The organism is Pantoea sp. X-Soil-TKNS-1211 (assembly GCF_059730495.1).
This window is the reverse complement of sequence record NZ_AP035953.1, coordinates 3,238,126-3,255,568: the sequence shown is the minus strand read 5'-3', so window position 1 is coordinate 3,255,568 and position 17,443 is coordinate 3,238,126. Positions and strand designations below refer to the sequence as shown.

The window sequence follows — 17,443 nt, the reverse complement described above, 5'->3', positions numbered from 1 at the left end:
GCCTTTGCACGGCAGCGCTTTTTCGCTAATCCTTAATCTCAGATCGTGGAAGGCGTTGTATTGACCAATGACATATGGCGCGGCGGGAAAAAGGCGGTATAATCCCGCGATTTTTTTTTAGCTCAACTCAATTCCGGGAGAACAATCATGAAGATCGTGGAAGTCAAACACCCGCTGGTCAAACATAAACTGGGCCTGATGCGTGAGCATGATGTCAGCACCAAACGCTTCCGCGAACTGGCGTCAGAAGTCGGCAGTCTGCTGACCTATGAAGCCACTGCCGACCTGGCAACCGAACGCGTCACCATTGAAGGCTGGAACGGCCCGGTAGAAATCGAACAAATCAAAGGCAAAAAAATTACCGTGGTGCCGATTCTGCGTGCTGGCCTGGGCATGATGGAAGGCGTGCTGGAGCATGTACCGAGCGCGCGTATCAGCGTGGTGGGTGTCTATCGTGATGAAGAGACGCTGGAGCCGGTACCGTACTTCCAGAAACTGGTTTCCAACATCGAAGAGCGCATGGCGTTGGTGGTGGATCCGATGCTGGCAACTGGCGGCTCAATGATCGCAACTATTGATCTGCTGAAAAAAGCCGGTTGCAACAGCATTAAGGTTCTGGTGCTGGTGGCCGCACCGGAAGGGATCGCCGCGCTGGAAAAAGCACACCCGGATGTTGAGCTGTACACCGCGTCAATTGACAAAGGCCTGAACGAGAAGGGATACATTATTCCTGGCCTCGGCGATGCCGGTGACAAGATTTTCGGAACCAAATAAATAAAGCAGCCGGCCAGAGAGTCGGCTTTTTTTTGGCAAAAATGCACTACACAACTCAAGGGGATCACTGAATGACTCGTCGCGCCATCGGCGTTAGCGAACGACCGCCGCTACTTAAAACCATTCCACTCAGTCTGCAACATCTGTTCGCCATGTTTGGCGCAACCGTGCTGGTGCCGATTCTATTCCACATCAACCCGGCCACGGTGCTGCTGTTTAACGGTGTTGGTACGCTGCTGTATCTGTTTATCTGTAAGGGTAAAATCCCGGCCTATCTTGGCTCCAGCTTCGCCTTTATTTCACCGGTGCTGCTGTTGCTGCCACTGGGCTACGAAGTGGCGCTGGGCGGGTTTATCCTCTGCGGCTTCCTGTTCTGTGTGGTCGCGTTGATTGTGAAAAAAGCGGGCACTGGCTGGCTGGATGTGATGTTCCCCCCTGCGGCGATGGGCGCGATTGTTGCGGTTATCGGTCTTGAACTGGCGGGCGTGGCGGCCAATATGGCCGGTCTGCTGCCTGCCGACGGCACTTCACCCGATAGCACTACCATCATTATCTCGCTGGTGACCTTGGGTGTGACCGTATTTGGTTCGGTGTTGTTCCGTGGCTTCTTCGCCATCATCCCGATTCTGATTGGCGTGATTGTTGGTTACGCGCTCTCTTCCTTTATGGGTATCGTTAACTGGGCATCAGTGGCGAATGCCCCCTGGTTCGCGCTGCCAACTTTCTACACCCCGCGTTTTGAGTGGGCGGCGATGCTGACCATTCTCCCTGCGGCGTTAGTGGTGATTGCTGAACACGTCGGCCACCTGGTGGTGACGGCGAACATCGTGAAAAAAGATCTGATCCGCGATCCGGGCCTGCATCGTTCTATGTTCGCCAACGGCCTCTCCACCATGATCTCTGGGTTCTTCGGTTCGACACCCAATACCACTTACGGTGAGAACATCGGCGTGATGGCGATCACCCGCGTCTACAGTACCTGGGTGATTGGTGGGGCGGCGATTCTGGCGATTCTGCTTTCCTGTGTCGGCAAATTGGCCGCCGCGATTCAGGCTATTCCGGTGCCGGTAATGGGCGGTGTGTCGCTGCTGCTGTACGGAGTGATTGGTGCTTCGGGTATCCGTGTGCTGATTGAATCTAAAGTAGATTACAACAAAGCGCAGAATCTGATCCTCACCTCGGTGATCCTGATCATCGGTGTTAGCGGTGCCAAAGTGCATATCGGTGCCGCCGAGCTGAAAGGTATGGCGCTGGCGACTATCGTCGGTGTGGCACTCAGCCTGATCTTCCGCGTAATCAGCCTGTTACGTCCGGAAGAAGTGGTGCTGGATGCTGAAGAACAACGCGAACCCTAAGCGCGTTTGCCGGGCAGGGAAGCCCGGTTCATCTCTGGCAAGGATCGTGATAGACTTGCCGCGTTTTCTGCCCGTTCATACGCTGAGGTGCTTCTGAACACGCCGGCACAGCTTTCATTGCCACTTTACTTACCTGATGACGAAACCTTTGCCAGCTTTTGGCCTGGGGAAAATCCGTCCCTTTTAGCCGCGCTGCAAGGTGCGCTGGTGCAGCAACACGGCAGCTATCTCTATTTCTGGTCACGCGAAGGCGGTGGCCGCAGCCATTTGTTGCACGCAGCCTGCGCCGAGATGTCAGCGCGCGGTGAAGCAGTGGGTTACGTCCCGCTGGATAAACGCACCTGGTTTGTGCCGGAAGTACTGGAAGGTATGGAACATCTGGCGCTGGTTTGCATCGATAATATCGAGTGCATCGCCGGGGATGCGGAGTGGGAGATGGCGATCTTCGATCTCTACAACCGCATTCTGGAAATCGGTAAAACGCGTCTGCTGATCACCGGCGATCGTCCACCGCGCCAGCTCAATCTTGGGTTGCCGGATCTGGCATCGCGGCTCGACTGGGGGCAGATCTACCGTTTACAACCTTTGTCGGACGACGACAAGTTGCAGGCGATGCAGCTGCGAGCCGGGATCCGTGGCTTTGAATTGCCAGAAGACGTTGGGCGCTTCCTGCTGAAACGCCTCGACCGCGAAATGCGTACCCTGTTTGACACGCTGGACCGGCTGGATCGCGCTTCCATCAGCGCACAACGTAAACTCACCATTCCTTTTGTTAAAGAAGCGCTGGGGCTTTAAATAATCTCCAGCACCGCTTCCGGCGGGCGACCGAGACGCGCCTGCTCATCTTTAATCACAATCGGGCGCTCAATCAATTTGGGATGGTCGACCAACGCCTGAATCAGTTGATCCTCGCTGAGACTCGGTTCGGCTAATTCCAGCGATTTATACAGATCCTCTTTACGGCGCATCAGCTCGCGTGCGCTGCTCATACCGAGTTTTTTCAGCAACGCTTTTAGCGTCTGCGCGTCAGGCGGCGTTTCCAGATACAGCACCACTTCCGGCTGCACTCCCTGCTGTTGTAGCAACGCCAGCGTTTCGCGGCTCTTGCTGCAACGTGGATTATGATAAATGGTCACCATGCTTAAGATCCTTTTTGATACTGTTGGAAGCGTTTTTGCAGCTCACGGAATTGGTCGATGCGCGCATCGTAACGCGCCTGCTTCAGGCTACCGAGCGGCACCTGAGCGCTGGCGCTGCTGAGTGCCCTAATCGCTTGATCCATCTGACCATTCAACGCCAGACCTTCCGCGCGTGCCGATAGCTCCTCATCCTGCAAGCCTTGAGCTGCGGATGCCTGCGCCAGCAAATCCCAGCCATTGGGATCGTTCGGGTTTGACCAGGTATAACGATGGAGAATACGGCTGGCATTGGCCGGTTGTTTGGCCTCAACGTAGGCATTGGCGAGGTTGAGCTGGATGATGGGGTTACTGTTGCTGCCTTTGGCGCTGCTCAGCATAGTAATGGCTTGCTGTGGTTGATTCAGGCCAATATCAATATCGCTCATGATGTCGAGAAACCAGACGTTATCCGGCTGTTTAGTCAGCATCGGCGCAATAATTTTCTTCGCGTTTTCGAAGCTTTTTGCCTGTAAAAACTGCACCGCTTTACCATATTGCGACGCCTGCTGCTCACGGCTGTTACCTTTGGCATATTGATCCAACAAATCGTCGGTCAGCTGATTTTGCCCGGTGGCGTACATGCCAAGCGAACGCACTTTTGCCATATAAAAATCCTGCGATGACTGCACCACCACCGGACGCATCTGGTTTGCGCGGTTGCGCGCATCCGCCAGGCGGCTATCGGGCAGGGGGTGGGTCAGCAGAATTTCCGGTGGTTTGGATGAGAAGCGACTCTGGTCTGCTAACTTTTGCAGGAAATTCGGCATCGCCTCGGGATCAAAACCGGCGCGCTGCAACACCTGAATACCGATGCGGTCCGCTTCCTGTTCATTACTTTGTGTAAAGCTGATCATGCTCTGCTGCGTTCCGGCGAGGGTGCCCATCAACCCAGCCATACCTGCCTGCGGGTTAGCGATCGCCAGCAGAATCGAGCCGAGCGCACCCACCCAGGTGAGCGGGGCGTTGCGTTTCTGTTCTTCCATCGCACGTGCCAGATGGCGCTGGGTCACGTGTGAAATTTCGTGCGCCATCACTGATGCCAGCTGGCTTTCATTGTCCGTAAAGCGGAACAGTGCCGAATGCAGCACCACATTGCCGCCAAAGAAAGCGAAGGCGTTCAGTTCATCATTTTGGATCAGATAAAAATGAAACGGCGTACGCACCGAATCGGCGTGGGCCACCAGCCGCTGTCCGAGTTGGTTGATATATTGATTCAACAGCGGATCGTTGATCAGTGGGGCGCTGGCACGCAGCTGGCGTACATAGAAATCGCCAATCTGCAATTCCTGATTAATCGACAGCGTTGCACCTGCGGTGGTGCCCATATCGGGCAGCGAGTCGCTCACGTCAGCCCTGACACTCAGTGCAGGCGTGAGAAGCAGCGCAGGAATAAGGGCCGCCAGCGCTGATTTTTTCAACCGGTTTAACATGCCTTGATCCTGTAAAAAGTGTCCCAAAATTGGACCGTTAAGTGGTGCAAATGTTCTGTTTAAAAACCGCACGATAAATCGCGCTGCGACGAATTTGGGGAGATTACTTATCTTAACCACCCGCAGCATACAAGCAAGCAGCGCGAGGGAATGTGATGAATGCAAAATGTTGCTGCTGCCGGGCAATAAAGCAGCAAAAATTTGAATAAAGCAACCTGGACTTCAGCAGGCTATTTTCGGCTGGCTTAGATTAAAGAATGGTAAAGTTGCTCAAATTAATTGAATTTGGCATAAGACTTTCTCCGAAAAACAGCCGGAAGAGGGCCGTACTGGCCCGATTTATCCATCGACGTTGTTTATCATGACGCAAAAGGTTAAATGCGGTACTGCAAATTAAGATGGTCATATTTTAACTCGATGATAGTCATGACAATCACCGTGCCCGACAAAACTTCCGACCAGCCATTTTTCAACTCCTCGCTCTGACTCCATCAAGGTTGTTATTCAATTAGCCTTACTAATTATTTTTCCTGCAAGTAAACCACGTGTGGTCAGCCAATCCGCCTGCTTTAGGCGTTGTCCTGGTGTGGTATAGATAACGTACTTTGTTCAAACGGACTGTGAATGCCTGCCGGAGAGTCTCTATGCGTACTGTTGTCTCCTGGGCCCTGATCGCCATTGTTGGGGGTTTTGTCGGTGCTGTTGTCAGTAGAAGCGATGACATCTATCAACGGGTGGTAAACCATTTTTCTTCCCCACCGAGTGACCCGGAGGGGTTCTGGAGCACGCCGGGTATCGCGGGGTACGGAAAAATTCATTACGAACCCGATGCCGCCTTTAAACCCGAGCCTGGGTTGAGCAATAAGATCGTCTTTCAGCTCACTAAAAATGAGGGGGATATTGCCCGTCCCAACCTCGGTCTTGAGCGTGTGGCAAGGGTGGTGAACTTGTATATCGCCTCAGGCGTACCGGCCGATCAGCTGCATTTTGTGGTGTCAGTCACCGGGGATGCCACCCCGGCAATGCTGGATAACACGCATTTCAAACAATTTTATGGCACCGATAACCCCAATCTGCCGTTGATTGCGGAGCTGAATAAGCAGGGAGTGAAGGTGTCGGTGTGCGATCAGTCGGTGGCGTTTCATCATTATCCCAATGACTGGATCGATAAATCGGTGATTCACGCGCTCTCCAGCCCGACGACGGTGTCGACGCTGCAAAATCAGGGTTATGCGTGGTTGCAAATGTAGCAGGCATTTTGATGATGGTTGAGGAGAAGTGAGATGCGTCCAACGACATACATTGTTGTAGCAGCACTGGCCGGTTTTGTTGGCGGTAATGTGCTCCAGCTTCCCGAGCTGGTCGGTAAATTCAGCGACAAGTTTGCGGATAAGAAAGCCGAACCGGCCGATTTCTGGAGCACACCGGCGATCGCGGGTTTCGGTAAGATCCACTTTGTAAACACCCCTGCGTACAATCCAGGCAGCACACCCGGTTTGAGCAACAAAATCGTGTTCCAGATTAACCGCAGCGAAGGAGACATTCGTCAACCAAATCTCGGGCTGGAGCGGGTGGCGCGCGTCACCAATCTTTACTATGCCGCAGGGGTGCCATTGGAACAGTTGAACTTCGTGGTGTCGATTAATAGCGATGCGGTGCCCGCGGCCCTGAACAACGAACAGTTCCGCAAAGCCTATGGCGTGGATAACCCCAACCTGAAGTTAATCAGCGAACTGGAAAAAGCCGGGGTGAAAGTGTCCATTTGCGATCAGTCGGTGGCTTTCCATCATCTGGAGCGCGAATGGATTGACCCAATGGTGACGCATACCCTCTCCAGCGGCACCACAGTGGCGACGCTGCAAAACGAAGGTTATGCCTTCCTGATGCTGTAATTTTCCCCAGACGGCAGCATCGGCTGCTGTCATCTTGTTGTCATTTCTCCGCGATGTGGCTGTCACAGTTCGCCGTTAAGTTAAGCGTCAATGAGATCGATCTCATTGGCAACCAACGAGGCGAACATGTCCGATTTAGTAAGTGTGGCAAAGCTGGCTGGCGTCTCGCGCGCCACGGCGGCACGCGCTTTCTCTGATCCCCATCTGCTGCGTCCGGATACCTTAAACAAGGTACTGGCTGCATCAGAACAATTGGGATTTCGCCCGAACCATATTGCCCGCCAGTTGCGCACGCAAAGCTCCACCACGTTCGGCGTGCTGCTGCCCTCGTTGCTAAACCCGATCTTTTCACAGCAGCTTCAGGCCATGGAGCGCCAGGCACGCCAGGCGGGATTTGGCCTGCTGTTGGCGACCAGTGATTATCAGCCAGAGCGCGAAGCAGCGATTGTCGAACATATGCTGCGCCAGCGGGTGGCGGGTCTGGTGTTAACGGTGGCGGATGCGGACAACAGCGCGGTACTGCATACCCTGCATGAGGCGCAGATGCCATTTGTACTGGCACATAACATACCGCAACAACACGACTGGCCAGCGGTGTGCGTCGATAACCGCCTGGCGATGCGTGAAGCGACCGATTACCTGCGCCAACTTGGGCATCAACACATTGGCATGATTGCCGGACCGATGTTGCAGTCCGATCGCGCCCGCCTGCGTTATCAGGGCTATTGCGATGCTATGCAACAGGCCACCCTGCCGGTGATTGAAATGTCCAGCCACACCCATTCTGATTTCGCCCTGGTACAACCCTGGTTGCAGGGGCCATCCGCCTTGACCGCAGTCATCTGTACCAACGATTTGCTGGCCATCAGCCTGATTGGTGCTGCCCAGCGTGCTGGGGTACGCATCCCGCAACAGCTATCGGTGATGGGTTTTGATGGCATCGATATCGGTGAACAGCTCGCGCCGTCACTGGCGAGTGTGGCGCAACCCGCTGAATGGCTGGGAGCCTGCGCCATCGACATGCTTTTACAACAGGCCAGACGCGGTACGCGCGTACTGGCGCATCAACTGCGACCCGGCGAAAGCGTGGCCGCACCCCTTGCTTCTTACATTGCCAACACCAGGGAACCATCATGAAATTACAGAAAAAAGTCAAAATCGTGGCTGGGGCGCTGGCCCTGACCATCGGGTCGTTATTCAGCGGGCTGACCCAGGCGGCGGAGACGGCGATTTGCTACAACTGCCCGCCGGAATGGGCTGACTGGGGTACTCAGCTTAAAGCCATCGCGCACGACACCGGTATCCAGGTGCCGCAGGACAACAAAAACTCCGGCCAGGCGCTGGCGCAAATGGTCGCTGAGCAGGGCAATCCGGTGGCGGATGTGGTGTATTACGGCGTCAGTTTTGGCATCCAGGCGGACAGCGCCGGAGTCATCACCAGCTATAAACCGCAGCACTGGAATGACATCCCGGCCGGAATGAAAGATCCGAACGGTAAATGGGTGGCGCTGCATTCGGGCACCATGGGCTTTATGGTGAACGTTGATGCGCTGGGTGGCGCGCCCATTCCGCAATCCTGGAATGATCTGCTGAAGCCGGAATACAAAGGGATGATCGGCTATCTCGACCCGGCCAGCGCCTTCGTCGGTTATGTGGCGGCGGTGGCGGTTAACCAGGCGCTGGGCGGCAATATGCACGACTTCAATCCGGGTCTGACCTGGTTCAAAAAATTGCAGGCCAATCAGCCGATCGTACCGAAGCAAACCGCCTATGCCCGCCTGATTTCCGGCGAGATCCCGATCCTGCTCGACTACGACTTCAACGCTTATCGCGCCAAATATAAAGATCACGCCAACGTGGCCTTTGTCATCCCGCAAGAAGGGACGGTGACCGTGCCTTACGTCATCAGCCTGGTGAAGAATGCGCCGCATGAGGCTAACGGCAAAAAAGTGATCGATTACGTGCTGTCGGACAAAGGGCAGGCGATCTGGGCGAACGCGTTCCTGCGACCGGTGCGCACTTCCGCCATGTCGGCTGAAGCGAAGAAATATTTCCTGCCGGACAGTGATTACGCGCGAGCCAAAACGGTTGATTACCAACAGATGGCCGATGCGCAGAAAGCGTTCTCTGCCCGTTACCTGAGTGAGATCCGTTAATGTCGCTGTCCGACACCCTGGCGGCCTCGCGCCGCCAGACGCGTAAACAGCCTGGCAGCCGCTGGCTATGGCTGACGCTGCCTGCGCTGTTGTTCTTCTGTGCCTTCTGGCTGCTGCCGTTTGCCCGTTTGCTGCAAATCGGTATGCAGGCGGATCGTACCACGCAACACAGTGGCTACTGGACGGTGATCAGTCAGCCGCAGTACTTGCTGAGCTTAATCAATACCGTGCTGTTGTCGTTGGCGGTGACGTTCGCCACGTTGCTCATTGCCGCGACGGTGGGTTGCTTTCTGGCGCGTCAACGTTTTGCCGGTCGCGGCACTCTGTTGGCGCTGCTGACTTTTCCGCTGGCATTTCCTGGCGTGGTGGTGGGATTTCTGGTGGTGATGTTGGCCGGAAGGCAGGGGCTACTGGCACAGATCAGCATGAGTCTGCTGCATGAACGCTGGACATTGGCCTATTCGTTGGTCGGCTTGTTTATCGGCTATCTCTACTTCTCGCTGCCGCGCGCCATTGTCACCCTGGTGGCGGCCAGTGAAAAACTCGAACGCTCCCTGGAAGAGGCTGCCCGTTCGCTCGGTGCCAGCCAGTGGCGCATCACCTGGGATGTGATTGTACCGGGGTTGCAACCGGCGTTGCTCTCCACCGGCGCGTTATGTTTCGCCACCAGCATGGGGGCGTTTGGCACTGCGTTTACCCTTGGCACCGATTTGGCGGTGCTGCCATTGACCATCTATGGCGAATTCACCAACTACGCCAACTTCGCCACTGCGGCTGCGCTGTCGGTGGTGATGGGCGGGGTCGCCTGGCTGGCGTTGATGATCGCACGTCGTCTGGCGCATCGCACTGAGAAGGAGGCGGCATGAATCGTCGTGGACTTTTTATCCTGCAACTGCTGATCACCACCCTCACTGCGCTGTTTATGATTGTCCCGGTGGTGTTGTCGATGCTGGCTGGAGTGACCAACAACTATTTTATTGGTCTGCGCAGTGGTCTGACGCTGAAGTGGGTGGAACAGGTGTGGCAGATGTATGCCGACACCTTCTGGTTGTCGTTGCTGATTGCCTTGTGCTGCCTGCTGGTGACGCTGGTGATTGGCGTACCTGCTGCCTGGGGACTGTTGAAAGCACCGGGCCGCTGGGCGGCACGTATTGAAGAGTGTCTGATGCTGCCGGTGGCGTTGCCGGGGCTGGCCACGGCGCTCGGTATCATCCTGTTATATGGACAATTTTCCGCCCTGCGCGACAGTTGGCTGTTTATCCTGATTGGTCATGTGCTGTTTACCCTGCCGTTTATGATGCGTCCGGTGCTGGCGGTGATGCAGGCGGTGGATATGCCGCGGCTGGAAGAAGCCTCAGCCAGCCTCGGTGCCAGTCTGTGGCAGCGTTTCTTTAGCGTGGTGGTGCCGAACTGTCGCAACGGCATTCTCGCCGGTGCTTTTATGGTGATCACCCTGTCGGTGGGGGAGTTCAACATCACCTGGATGCTGCACACGCCGCTGACTAAAACCCTGCCGGTCGGCCTTGCCGACAGCTATGCCTCGATGCGACTGGAGGTGGGTTCTGCCTACACCCTGATTTTTATCCTGATGATTCTGCCGTTGTTGTTGCTACTTAACGTGCTCAATCAATGGCTCAACCGCGCAGTTGTGCGCCAACACAAGGAGCCGGCATGAATAACGCTGCCGTAACTGTGACGCTTCGCCATTGCTCGCGTCGTTTTCACCATCACCTGGCGCTGCACCCGCTGGACCTGACGGTTAATGCCGGAGAAACCCTGGTGCTGCTTGGACCTTCGGGCTGCGGTAAAACCACCACGCTGCGTATTATCAGCGGGCTGGAACGCTGTGATACCGGAGGCGAAGTGTGGTTTGACGGGCGCAACGTCACCGATTTGCCCATTGAAAAACGTAACGTTGGCATGGTGTTCCAGAACTACGCGCTATTTCCCAATCTCAACGTGGCGGACAACGTCGCCTATGGCCTGAAAGTGCAGGGCGTGCCGCGTGCTGAGCGTGAGGCGCGGGTACAGGAGATGCTGGCGCTGGTGGACCTCAGCACGCTGGCGCAGCGTAGTATCGACAAACTCTCCGGTGGGCAGAAGCAGCGCGTGGCTCTGGCGCGTGCGTTGGCGGCACGTCCCAAAGTCTTGTTGTTTGATGAACCGCTGGCAGCGCTGGATGCACGCCTGCGCGACCGTCTGCGGCTGGAGATTGGCGCGTTGCTGAAGCAACTGGCGATCACCGCAGTTTACGTGACGCACGATCAGCAGGAAGCGATGGCGCTCGGCGACCGTATTGCGGTGATGGAGCAGGGCCGGTTAGTGCAAATCGATACGCCACAACGCATTTATCAGCATCCGGCCTCAAAGTTCGTCGCCGATTTTGTTGGTGCGATTAACTGCGTTGATGTGGATGCACGCGGCAACCCGCAACGTTTCTGTCGTCCGGAAGACGTGCTGCTCGCCAGTGATCATCGCTATCCCCGTCAGGGTTTTGTTGTTGCCAGCACCTTTCTCGGCGCATCTCAGCGGCTGATGATTGATATCGGTCTTGCCGCACCGATCCAGGTGGATCGTCATGCGCGTGAAGCCTGGCATGCCGGACAACCGGTGAGCTGGTCACTGGCGCAGGACGCCGCCCTCCATTTTTCTGCTTCCTGAGGAACGAAGATTGTCTGAAGCCATGACGCTGATTGCGCAAATCAGCGATTTACATATTAAGGCGCAGGGGCGCCTCTCCTATAAAAAAGTGGACACCCAGGCCGCGCTGTTACGGGTGATTGAGACGCTGAACCGCTTGCAACCACGCCCGGATGTGGTGGTGATCACCGGCGATCTGGTCGATTTCGGCCTGGCGGAAGAGTATCAAACCCTGCGGCAGGCGCTGGCAAGGTTACAGCTGCCGTACCTGTTGATGCCGGGGAACCATGATGATCGCCAGGCGTTACGTGCCGCGTTTCCTGAGCATAGCTATCTGCAACAGGGAGAAACCCTCAACTGGCAGCATCACGTCAAAGGATTAAATCTACTGGCGCTGGACTCCAGCGTGCCGCAACAGCCGTGGGGCTATGTTGATGAAGCGCAACTGGAGTGGCTGGATGAAAAACTCAAGCAGGCGCAACATACGCCAACGCTGGTGATGCTGCATCATCCACCTTTTATCACCGGTATCGGTCATATGGATAAGCAACCGCTACGTAATCCTGAGGCGCTGGCGGCGGTGGTAAGCCAGCATCCGCAGGTGGAGCGGGTATTGAGTGGTCATCTGCATCGTTCCATTCAGGCGCGCTTTGCCGGCACGCTGGCCTGCACCGCACCTGGGGTGTCACATCAGGTGGCGTTTGATTTGTCTGAAGATGGACCCGCCAATTTTGTGCTGGAACCGCCTGGATTTTTGCTGCATCGCTGGCATGCACAGCAAGGTATGACTACGCATCTGTGCGCGATTGGCGATTATCCCGGTCCGTTTCCGTTTTACGACATAAACGGATTAATTGACTAATTAGCGCCAGATAAAAGCAAAAGAATGGGTGTGTCGGCAGGATGCTTAGTGCTCAAATTGGGTTGTCGGTGTACAATTCTCTGTTACCTCACCAGGGTAAGTACGTCCAACAATAACAAGACTGCCAGGCACTCCAATGATGAACAGACTCCTGATGGCGGGTGCGCCATGTTAACGCGCATCTGGCCTAAAACTGATCTGCGCACGCTAATCATGCTGCTGGCGATCACCAGTATTGTTATTACGCTTGCCAACGCCCTGTATGCAACATGGCGCGTGCAACGCATGGTCCTGATCGAAAGCACCCTTGAAGCCAATCGCGCTTATGCCACCAAGCTGGCCTCCACCACCGAGGTCTTCTTTCAACTGGCTGAATCGCAGCTGCATTTCAGCGCGACACAGCTGGGCAAAGATTTTGATAATAGCGACCTGGCGCAGGAGGAAGTGAACCGCCTGCGCGAGCAGACCAGCAGCTTTAACTCGGTGGCGGTGGTGAACAGCGACGGCATCGTGAAAGCCATTTCTCCGGAATCCCTGATGCTGAAAGGTATGCAACTGACCAGTCAGGCATCACGGGAAGCGCTGGCAAAGCGCCAGCCGATGGTGAGCAAACCGACGCTCTCGGCGGCCAATAACCTGATCGTCTTCGTCTCCTGGCCGATCTGGAGTAACGAGGGACGCTATCTCGGCTATGTTGGTGGTACTATCTATCTGAAAAAGAAGAGTATTCTGAATGCCTTGTTGGGCGAGCAGTACTATCGTGATGGCACCCACGTCTACGTGCTGGATCGCAACAACCAGGTGTTGTACCACCAGAACAGTCAACTGATTGGCAAAAGCGTGCCGGGAATCATCAGCGATCGTCAGCGCGGGGAGCAGACCAACGGCTCCCTCGAAATCAGCGAAGAAGGGGCCGATAAGCTGGCGGGTTACGCGATTGTGCCCACCACCGGTTGGATGGTGGTAGCGCTGAAACCGACCGATGTGACGCTGGCTCCGCTCTCCGGCCTGTTGCTGAAAGTGTTGAAAAACTCGGTGCCCTTTGCGCTGTTAACTTTGCTAGTCGCGATCATCCTTTCGCGTCTGATTGCGCTGCCGCTATGGCAACTGGCACGCAAGGCCAGCCAGATGGATACCCAAAGTGTCTCTGGCGAAATCAATGGTATCCGTGCCTGGTACTTTGAAGCCGCGCAGGTTAAACGCGCGATGCTGACGGGCATCGGTCTGGTGCAGGATAAAATTGGCCGCCTGAAATCCGAAGTCCAGACCGACCCGATGACCAATTTGCTCAACCGTCGTGGTCTCGGTGCGGTGCTGGATTACTTCCTCGCCATGCGCCAACCCTTTGCGGTGCTGGCGCTGGATATTGATCACTTTAAACGGGTCAACGACAACTTTGGTCATGACGTCGGTGACGAGGTGATCAAAAAGGTGGCGCAGGCGCTGCGCAGCAGTGCCCGTCAGACCGACGTGGTTTGCCGTAATGGTGGGGAAGAGTTTCTGATGTTGATGCCGGGTACCCCCGCAGAAGAGGCGCGGCATCTGGCGGAGCGGTTGCGCAAAAGTATTGCCGAAAACTGGATCGATACGGTGGGGAATATCACCATTTCGGTGGGTATCGCTCTATGGCTGCCGGAAAACGGCTCGCAGGAGCAAAGCCTGAAACAGGCCGATGCAGCCTTGTACCAGGCAAAAAATGCCGGACGAAACTGTGTGATGATGGCTGGACAAGATGCGCTGGTTAGCAGTATCACGCGTTAAACAGATATTACGGATTCGTAGCGGCGCGATTTATCGCGCAGGTTTTTCCCGTATAGTGCACGGGCTTGCGCGATAAATCGCGCCGTTACGGGAAAGGAAAGATATGCTGGCTTTGCTTATTCAATGGTACAGACGTCGTTTTAGCGATCCCCAGGCAATTGGCCTGGTGGCAATTTTACTGGCGGCGTTTCTCATCCTCTTCTTCTTCAGTGGTTTGCTGGCCCCGCTGCTGGTGGCGGTGGTGCTGGCGTACCTGCTGGAGTGGCCAACAGTACGCTTAGAACGGGTGGGATGTAGTCGCACCTGGGCCTCCAGCATCGTGCTGGTGCTGTTTGGCGGTATTGTGTTGGTGATGGTGCTGATTGTCGCACCGGTCGCCTGGCAGCAGGGCATTAACCTCACCCGCGATCTCCCCAACATGCTCAACAAACTTTACCTGTTCGCCGCCGGGTTGCCGAAGCGCTATCCGGCGCTGGTTGATGCGGGCATCATTGATATCGTGGTTGAAAATCTGCGTAGTCGCCTGACCGGGCTGGGCGAATCACTGGTGAAATATTCACTGGCGTCGCTGGTGGGACTGATGACGCTGATGATTTACCTGGTGCTGGTGCCGCTGATGGTGTTTTTCCTGCTGAAGGATAAAGAGCAGATGTTGAACGCGGTGCGTCGCGTGTTGCCGCGTAACCGTGGTCTGGCGGGCGTGGTATGGCAGGAGATGAACCAACAAATCACCAACTATATTCGCGGCAAAGTGCTGGAGATGGTAGCGGTGGGCGTGGTGAGCTGGCTGGCGTTTCTGCTGCTCGGCCTTAACTACGCGCTACTGCTGGCAGTGCTGGTCGGGGTATCGGTACTGATCCCTTACATCGGCGCGATGCTGGTGACCATCCCGGTGATCGGTGTCGGTTTGTTCCAGTGGGGACTGGGTAGCGACTTCTGGACCATGTTTGTGGTGTATCTGGTGGTGCAGGGACTGGATGGTAACGTTCTGGTGCCGATTCTGTTCTCGGAAGCGGTCAATCTGCATCCGCTGGTGATCATTCTGTCGGTAGTGATTTTCGGTGGGTTATGGGGCTTCTGGGGGGTGTTTTTCGCCATTCCCCTCGCCACCTTAATCAAAGCGGTGGTGCATGCCTGGCCGGAAGAGACAATCGTGAGTTAAAGAAAACGGGTGCGTAACACGCACCCGTTGCTATCAGGCTGATTGCAGGTAATCCAGCACGATGTCGTGGTGGTTAGACGTTTTGAAATCGTCGAACACCTTCTCCACCTGGCCATTACCATTAATCAGGAAGCTGATGCGGTGAATGCCGTCGTAGGTTTTGCCCATAAAGGATTTCTCCCCCCAGACGCCAAACTGTTCGCATACCTGATGGTCTTCGTCAGACAGCAGCGTAAAGTTCAGCAGCTCTTTTTCGGCAAAACGGGATAGTTTTTCCGGTTTGTCAGTGCTGATACCCAGCACTTCCACGCCGACTTTTTTCAATTCATCCATGTTGTCGCGCAGGCCACAGGCCTGTACGGTGCAGCCCGGCGTCATGGCTTTCGGGTAGAAATAGACCAGAACGCGCTGTCCCTGGAAGTCGGCCAAATTTACTTGTTCGCCATCCTGATCGGGCAAGCTAAATTTCGGTGCGGTATCACCGGCTTTCAGTGGATTCATCACAACTCTCCATTTTTTTCTTCATGCTGTGGGTAATACACCATCAGGGCCAAAAGTGCCAGGTGGAGTTTACCGTCAGGGTTATTTCCGCACACTGTTTGTCCAATCTGGACAGAGTGTGTGACGAAATAACCCGGAAGTCGCATCAGTGCGGTACGGCATCATCCGCCACACTATACAAACGAATCGTACCCTGGGCGTGCAGTTCCTGACACAGTTGATTAAACGCCGGTTCGATACGCGTATCTTCTGCGCTATGCGCCGTCATCTGAATATACAGAGTAGGTGGTACACCATCCTGTGCTGGTTGAATGCGCGAAACCAGCTCGGCGATGTTCATCTGATGTTTATCGAACAAATCGGTGAATCGCTCAATGATATGCGGCGAATCCGGCACTTCAACCTGCACCCAGACGGTAGCGGGCATCGGTGGCGTGACACGTGCGTTGGTGCGCTTCATCACGATCAACAACTCCAGCTCGGCCCCTTTCATCGGCAGGGTGGACTCGATAAGGGTAATGGCATTCCAGCTTCCGGAGAGCAGCATAATAAAGGTGAATTCGTCACCCAGCATCGCCAGACGGCTGTCTTCAATGTTGCAGCCGCAGCTGCTGACATGGCGGGTGATGGTATTCACGATACCCGGACGATCAACGCCCAATGCGGTGATCACCAGATGGTGAGGCTGTGGCTGCGACAAAATGACATTTCCTGTGTGTTCGCTAATAACCATAAGGTAAACATAAAAAAAACTGCTGACAAGCGCGGGAATGGCTTGGCTCGCTTGCTTTTCCCTCGGCGTAAAACGTACCATGAAGCACTTGTTTGTCGAGGGGATCGCCCATGTTCACCGGAAGTATTGTTGCGCTCGTTACGCCAATGAATGACAAAGGCAATGTCTGCCGCGCGAGTTTGAAAAAACTGATTGATTATCATGTCGCCAGCGGCACCGCGGCGATTGTTTCTGTTGGCACCACCGGCGAATCAGCCACCCTCAGCCATGAAGAGCATGGCGATGTGGTGATGATGACCCTCGAACTGGCCGATGGTCGTATTCCGGTGATTGCCGGAACCGGCGCGAATGCCACTGCTGAAGGGATCTCCCTCACCAAACGCTTTACCGGCACCGGTGTGGTGGGTTGCCTGACCGTGACCCCGTATTACAACCGTCCGACGCAGGAAGGCTTGTTCCAGCACTTCAAAGCGATCGCCGAAAGCACCGATCTGCCGCAGATGCTGTATAACGTGCCTTCACGTACCGGCTGCGACATGCTGCCGGAAACCGTCGCGCGTCTGGCCGAAATCAAAAATATTATCGGAATCAAAGAGGCTACCGGGAACTTATCGCGGGTTAGTCAGATCCAAGAGCTGGTTGATGATGAATTCATTCTGGTGAGTGGCGATGACGGCACGGCGCTGGACTTCATGCAACTGGGCGGTAAAGGCGTTATTTCGGTCACGGCCAACATTGCGGCCCGTGAAATGGTTGAACTGTGCGCACTGGCGCAGCAGGGCAACTTCGCCGAAGCGCGTCGCCTGAATCAGCGTCTGATGCATCTGCACCAGACGCTTTTCTGTGAACCCAATCCTATCCCGGTGAAATGGGCCGCGAAACAACTAGGATTAATCGCGGATGACACGCTGCGTTTGCCAATGACGCCGCTGACCGAAGCCGGTCAGAGTAAAACGGCGCAGGCATTGATCAAAGCGGGTCTGCGATAATTTAGGGAGA

18 protein-coding genes are annotated in these 17,443 nt (G+C 55.3%); 14 read left to right on the top strand and 4 right to left on the bottom strand.

The genetic code is table 11. The annotated features are described in order from the left end of the window. Positions 1–147 precede the first annotated feature (147 nt). From upp to hda, 3 genes are all read left to right on the top strand, one after another. Positions 148–774 carry a uracil phosphoribosyltransferase gene (gene upp, locus AC6I8W_RS15385; RefSeq protein WP_021184323.1) on the top strand — a complete coding sequence of 209 codons (627 nt, stop codon included), beginning with the start codon at positions 148–150 and terminating at the stop codon, positions 772–774. Positions 775–845: 71 nt separating this feature from the next. Then, positions 846–2,129: a uracil permease gene (gene uraA / locus AC6I8W_RS15380; RefSeq protein ID WP_497835713.1), complete on the top strand. Its 1,284-nt coding sequence runs from the start codon at positions 846–848 to the stop codon at positions 2,127–2,129. Between the two features lie 87 nt (positions 2,130–2,216). Beyond that, positions 2,217–2,924 carry a DnaA inactivator Hda gene (gene hda, locus AC6I8W_RS15375; RefSeq protein ID WP_480364897.1) on the top strand — a complete coding sequence of 236 codons (708 nt, stop codon included), beginning with the start codon at positions 2,217–2,219 and terminating at the stop codon, positions 2,922–2,924. On the opposite strand, the gene arsC is transcribed toward hda, so the two are convergent. Continuing rightward, complete coding sequence (gene arsC / locus AC6I8W_RS15370) at positions 2,921–3,268, bottom strand: arsenate reductase (glutaredoxin) (protein ID WP_497835712.1); 348 nt, start codon at positions 3,266–3,268, stop codon at positions 2,921–2,923. The two genes, hda and arsC, sit on opposite strands and share 4 nt — an antisense overlap. 2 nt (positions 3,269–3,270) lie before the next feature. Further along, on the bottom strand, positions 3,271–4,737 hold the full coding sequence (bepA, locus tag AC6I8W_RS15365; protein WP_497835711.1) for a beta-barrel assembly-enhancing protease: 1,467 nt from the start codon (positions 4,735–4,737) through the stop codon (positions 3,271–3,273). A gap of 644 nt (positions 4,738–5,381) precedes the next feature. On the opposite strand from bepA, the gene AC6I8W_RS15360 reads away from it, so the two are divergent. The 10 genes from AC6I8W_RS15360 to AC6I8W_RS15315 all read left to right on the top strand — a co-directional run bounded on the left by AC6I8W_RS15360 (position 5,382) and on the right by AC6I8W_RS15315 (position 15,210). Next, positions 5,382–5,987: a DsrE family protein gene (locus tag AC6I8W_RS15360; protein ID WP_497835710.1), complete on the top strand. Its 606-nt coding sequence runs from the start codon at positions 5,382–5,384 to the stop codon at positions 5,985–5,987. Positions 5,988–6,020: 33 nt separating this feature from the next. Next, positions 6,021–6,629, top strand: coding sequence for a DsrE family protein (locus tag AC6I8W_RS15355; protein ID WP_497835709.1), 609 nt, complete (start codon positions 6,021–6,023; stop codon positions 6,627–6,629). Between the two features lie 126 nt (positions 6,630–6,755). Then, positions 6,756–7,766: a LacI family DNA-binding transcriptional regulator gene (locus AC6I8W_RS15350; protein WP_497835708.1), complete on the top strand. Its 1,011-nt coding sequence runs from the start codon at positions 6,756–6,758 to the stop codon at positions 7,764–7,766. After that, a complete protein-coding gene (locus AC6I8W_RS15345) occupies positions 7,763–8,785 on the top strand; it encodes an ABC transporter substrate-binding protein (protein ID WP_497835707.1) in 1,023 nt (340 codons plus the stop codon). Before AC6I8W_RS15350 ends, AC6I8W_RS15345 begins: the two co-directional genes overlap by 4 nt. After that, positions 8,785–9,651 carry an ABC transporter permease gene (locus tag AC6I8W_RS15340; protein ID WP_497835706.1) on the top strand — a complete coding sequence of 289 codons (867 nt, stop codon included), beginning with the start codon at positions 8,785–8,787 and terminating at the stop codon, positions 9,649–9,651. Before AC6I8W_RS15345 ends, AC6I8W_RS15340 begins: the two co-directional genes overlap by 1 nt. Next, positions 9,648–10,460, top strand: a complete 813-nt coding sequence (locus tag AC6I8W_RS15335; protein ID WP_497835705.1) for an ABC transporter permease — start codon at positions 9,648–9,650, stop codon at positions 10,458–10,460. The genes AC6I8W_RS15340 and AC6I8W_RS15335 overlap by 4 nt, the downstream gene beginning before the upstream one ends. Further along, on the top strand, positions 10,457–11,446 hold the full coding sequence (locus tag AC6I8W_RS15330; RefSeq protein WP_497835704.1) for an ABC transporter ATP-binding protein: 990 nt from the start codon (positions 10,457–10,459) through the stop codon (positions 11,444–11,446). Before AC6I8W_RS15335 ends, AC6I8W_RS15330 begins: the two co-directional genes overlap by 4 nt. A 22-nt stretch (positions 11,447–11,468) precedes the next feature. Beyond that, positions 11,469–12,287 (top strand): phosphodiesterase, encoded by an 819-nt coding sequence (locus tag AC6I8W_RS15325; protein WP_497838202.1) that lies wholly within the window; start codon positions 11,469–11,471, stop codon positions 12,285–12,287. Between the two features lie 168 nt (positions 12,288–12,455). Then, positions 12,456–14,048: a sensor domain-containing diguanylate cyclase gene (locus tag AC6I8W_RS15320; RefSeq protein WP_497835703.1), complete on the top strand. Its 1,593-nt coding sequence runs from the start codon at positions 12,456–12,458 to the stop codon at positions 14,046–14,048. 103 nt (positions 14,049–14,151) lie between these two features. Further along, on the top strand, positions 14,152–15,210 hold the full coding sequence (locus AC6I8W_RS15315) for an AI-2E family transporter (protein ID WP_497835702.1): 1,059 nt from the start codon (positions 14,152–14,154) through the stop codon (positions 15,208–15,210). Positions 15,211–15,243: 33 nt separating this feature from the next. On the opposite strand, the gene bcp is transcribed toward AC6I8W_RS15315, so the two are convergent. Further along, complete coding sequence (bcp, locus tag AC6I8W_RS15310) at positions 15,244–15,711, bottom strand: thioredoxin-dependent thiol peroxidase (protein WP_497835701.1); 468 nt, start codon at positions 15,709–15,711, stop codon at positions 15,244–15,246. 145 nt (positions 15,712–15,856) lie between these two features. Beyond that, positions 15,857–16,411, bottom strand: a complete 555-nt coding sequence (locus tag AC6I8W_RS15305) for a glycine cleavage system transcriptional repressor (RefSeq protein WP_013510034.1) — start codon at positions 16,409–16,411, stop codon at positions 15,857–15,859. Between the two features lie 143 nt (positions 16,412–16,554). Here AC6I8W_RS15305 and dapA point away from each other — a divergent pair, with 143 nt between their 5' ends. After that, entirely contained in the window at positions 16,555–17,433 is an 879-nt protein-coding gene (gene dapA, locus AC6I8W_RS15300; RefSeq protein WP_013510033.1) for a 4-hydroxy-tetrahydrodipicolinate synthase, read from the top strand. Positions 17,434–17,443: the final 10 nt, after the last annotated feature.

What these genes read in the sequence shown, in the direction of transcription:
- AC6I8W_RS15360 (WP_497835710.1), top strand. Translation starts at nt 5,382, where the DNA reads ATGCGTACTGTTGTCTCCTGGGCCCTGATCGCCATTGTTGGGGGTTTT.
- bepA (WP_497835711.1), bottom strand. Translation starts at nt 4,737, where the DNA reads ATGTTAAACCGGTTGAAAAAATCAGCGCTGGCGGCCCTTATTCCTGCG.
- AC6I8W_RS15340 (WP_497835706.1), top strand. Translation starts at nt 8,785, where the DNA reads ATGTCGCTGTCCGACACCCTGGCGGCCTCGCGCCGCCAGACGCGTAAA.
- dapA (WP_013510033.1), top strand. Translation starts at nt 16,555, where the DNA reads ATGTTCACCGGAAGTATTGTTGCGCTCGTTACGCCAATGAATGACAAA.
- AC6I8W_RS15345 (WP_497835707.1), top strand. Translation starts at nt 7,763, where the DNA reads ATGAAATTACAGAAAAAAGTCAAAATCGTGGCTGGGGCGCTGGCCCTG.
- AC6I8W_RS15320 (WP_497835703.1), top strand. Translation starts at nt 12,456, where the DNA reads ATGTTAACGCGCATCTGGCCTAAAACTGATCTGCGCACGCTAATCATG.
- AC6I8W_RS15330 (WP_497835704.1), top strand. Translation starts at nt 10,457, where the DNA reads ATGAATAACGCTGCCGTAACTGTGACGCTTCGCCATTGCTCGCGTCGT.
- AC6I8W_RS15355 (WP_497835709.1), top strand. Translation starts at nt 6,021, where the DNA reads ATGCGTCCAACGACATACATTGTTGTAGCAGCACTGGCCGGTTTTGTT.
- AC6I8W_RS15335 (WP_497835705.1), top strand. Translation starts at nt 9,648, where the DNA reads ATGAATCGTCGTGGACTTTTTATCCTGCAACTGCTGATCACCACCCTC.
- arsC (WP_497835712.1), bottom strand. Translation starts at nt 3,268, where the DNA reads ATGGTGACCATTTATCATAATCCACGTTGCAGCAAGAGCCGCGAAACG.
- AC6I8W_RS15315 (WP_497835702.1), top strand. Translation starts at nt 14,152, where the DNA reads ATGCTGGCTTTGCTTATTCAATGGTACAGACGTCGTTTTAGCGATCCC.
- upp (WP_021184323.1), top strand. Translation starts at nt 148, where the DNA reads ATGAAGATCGTGGAAGTCAAACACCCGCTGGTCAAACATAAACTGGGC.
- uraA (WP_497835713.1), top strand. Translation starts at nt 846, where the DNA reads ATGACTCGTCGCGCCATCGGCGTTAGCGAACGACCGCCGCTACTTAAA.
- AC6I8W_RS15350 (WP_497835708.1), top strand. Translation starts at nt 6,756, where the DNA reads ATGTCCGATTTAGTAAGTGTGGCAAAGCTGGCTGGCGTCTCGCGCGCC.
- AC6I8W_RS15325 (WP_497838202.1), top strand. Translation starts at nt 11,469, where the DNA reads ATGACGCTGATTGCGCAAATCAGCGATTTACATATTAAGGCGCAGGGG.
- bcp (WP_497835701.1), bottom strand. Translation starts at nt 15,711, where the DNA reads ATGAATCCACTGAAAGCCGGTGATACCGCACCGAAATTTAGCTTGCCC.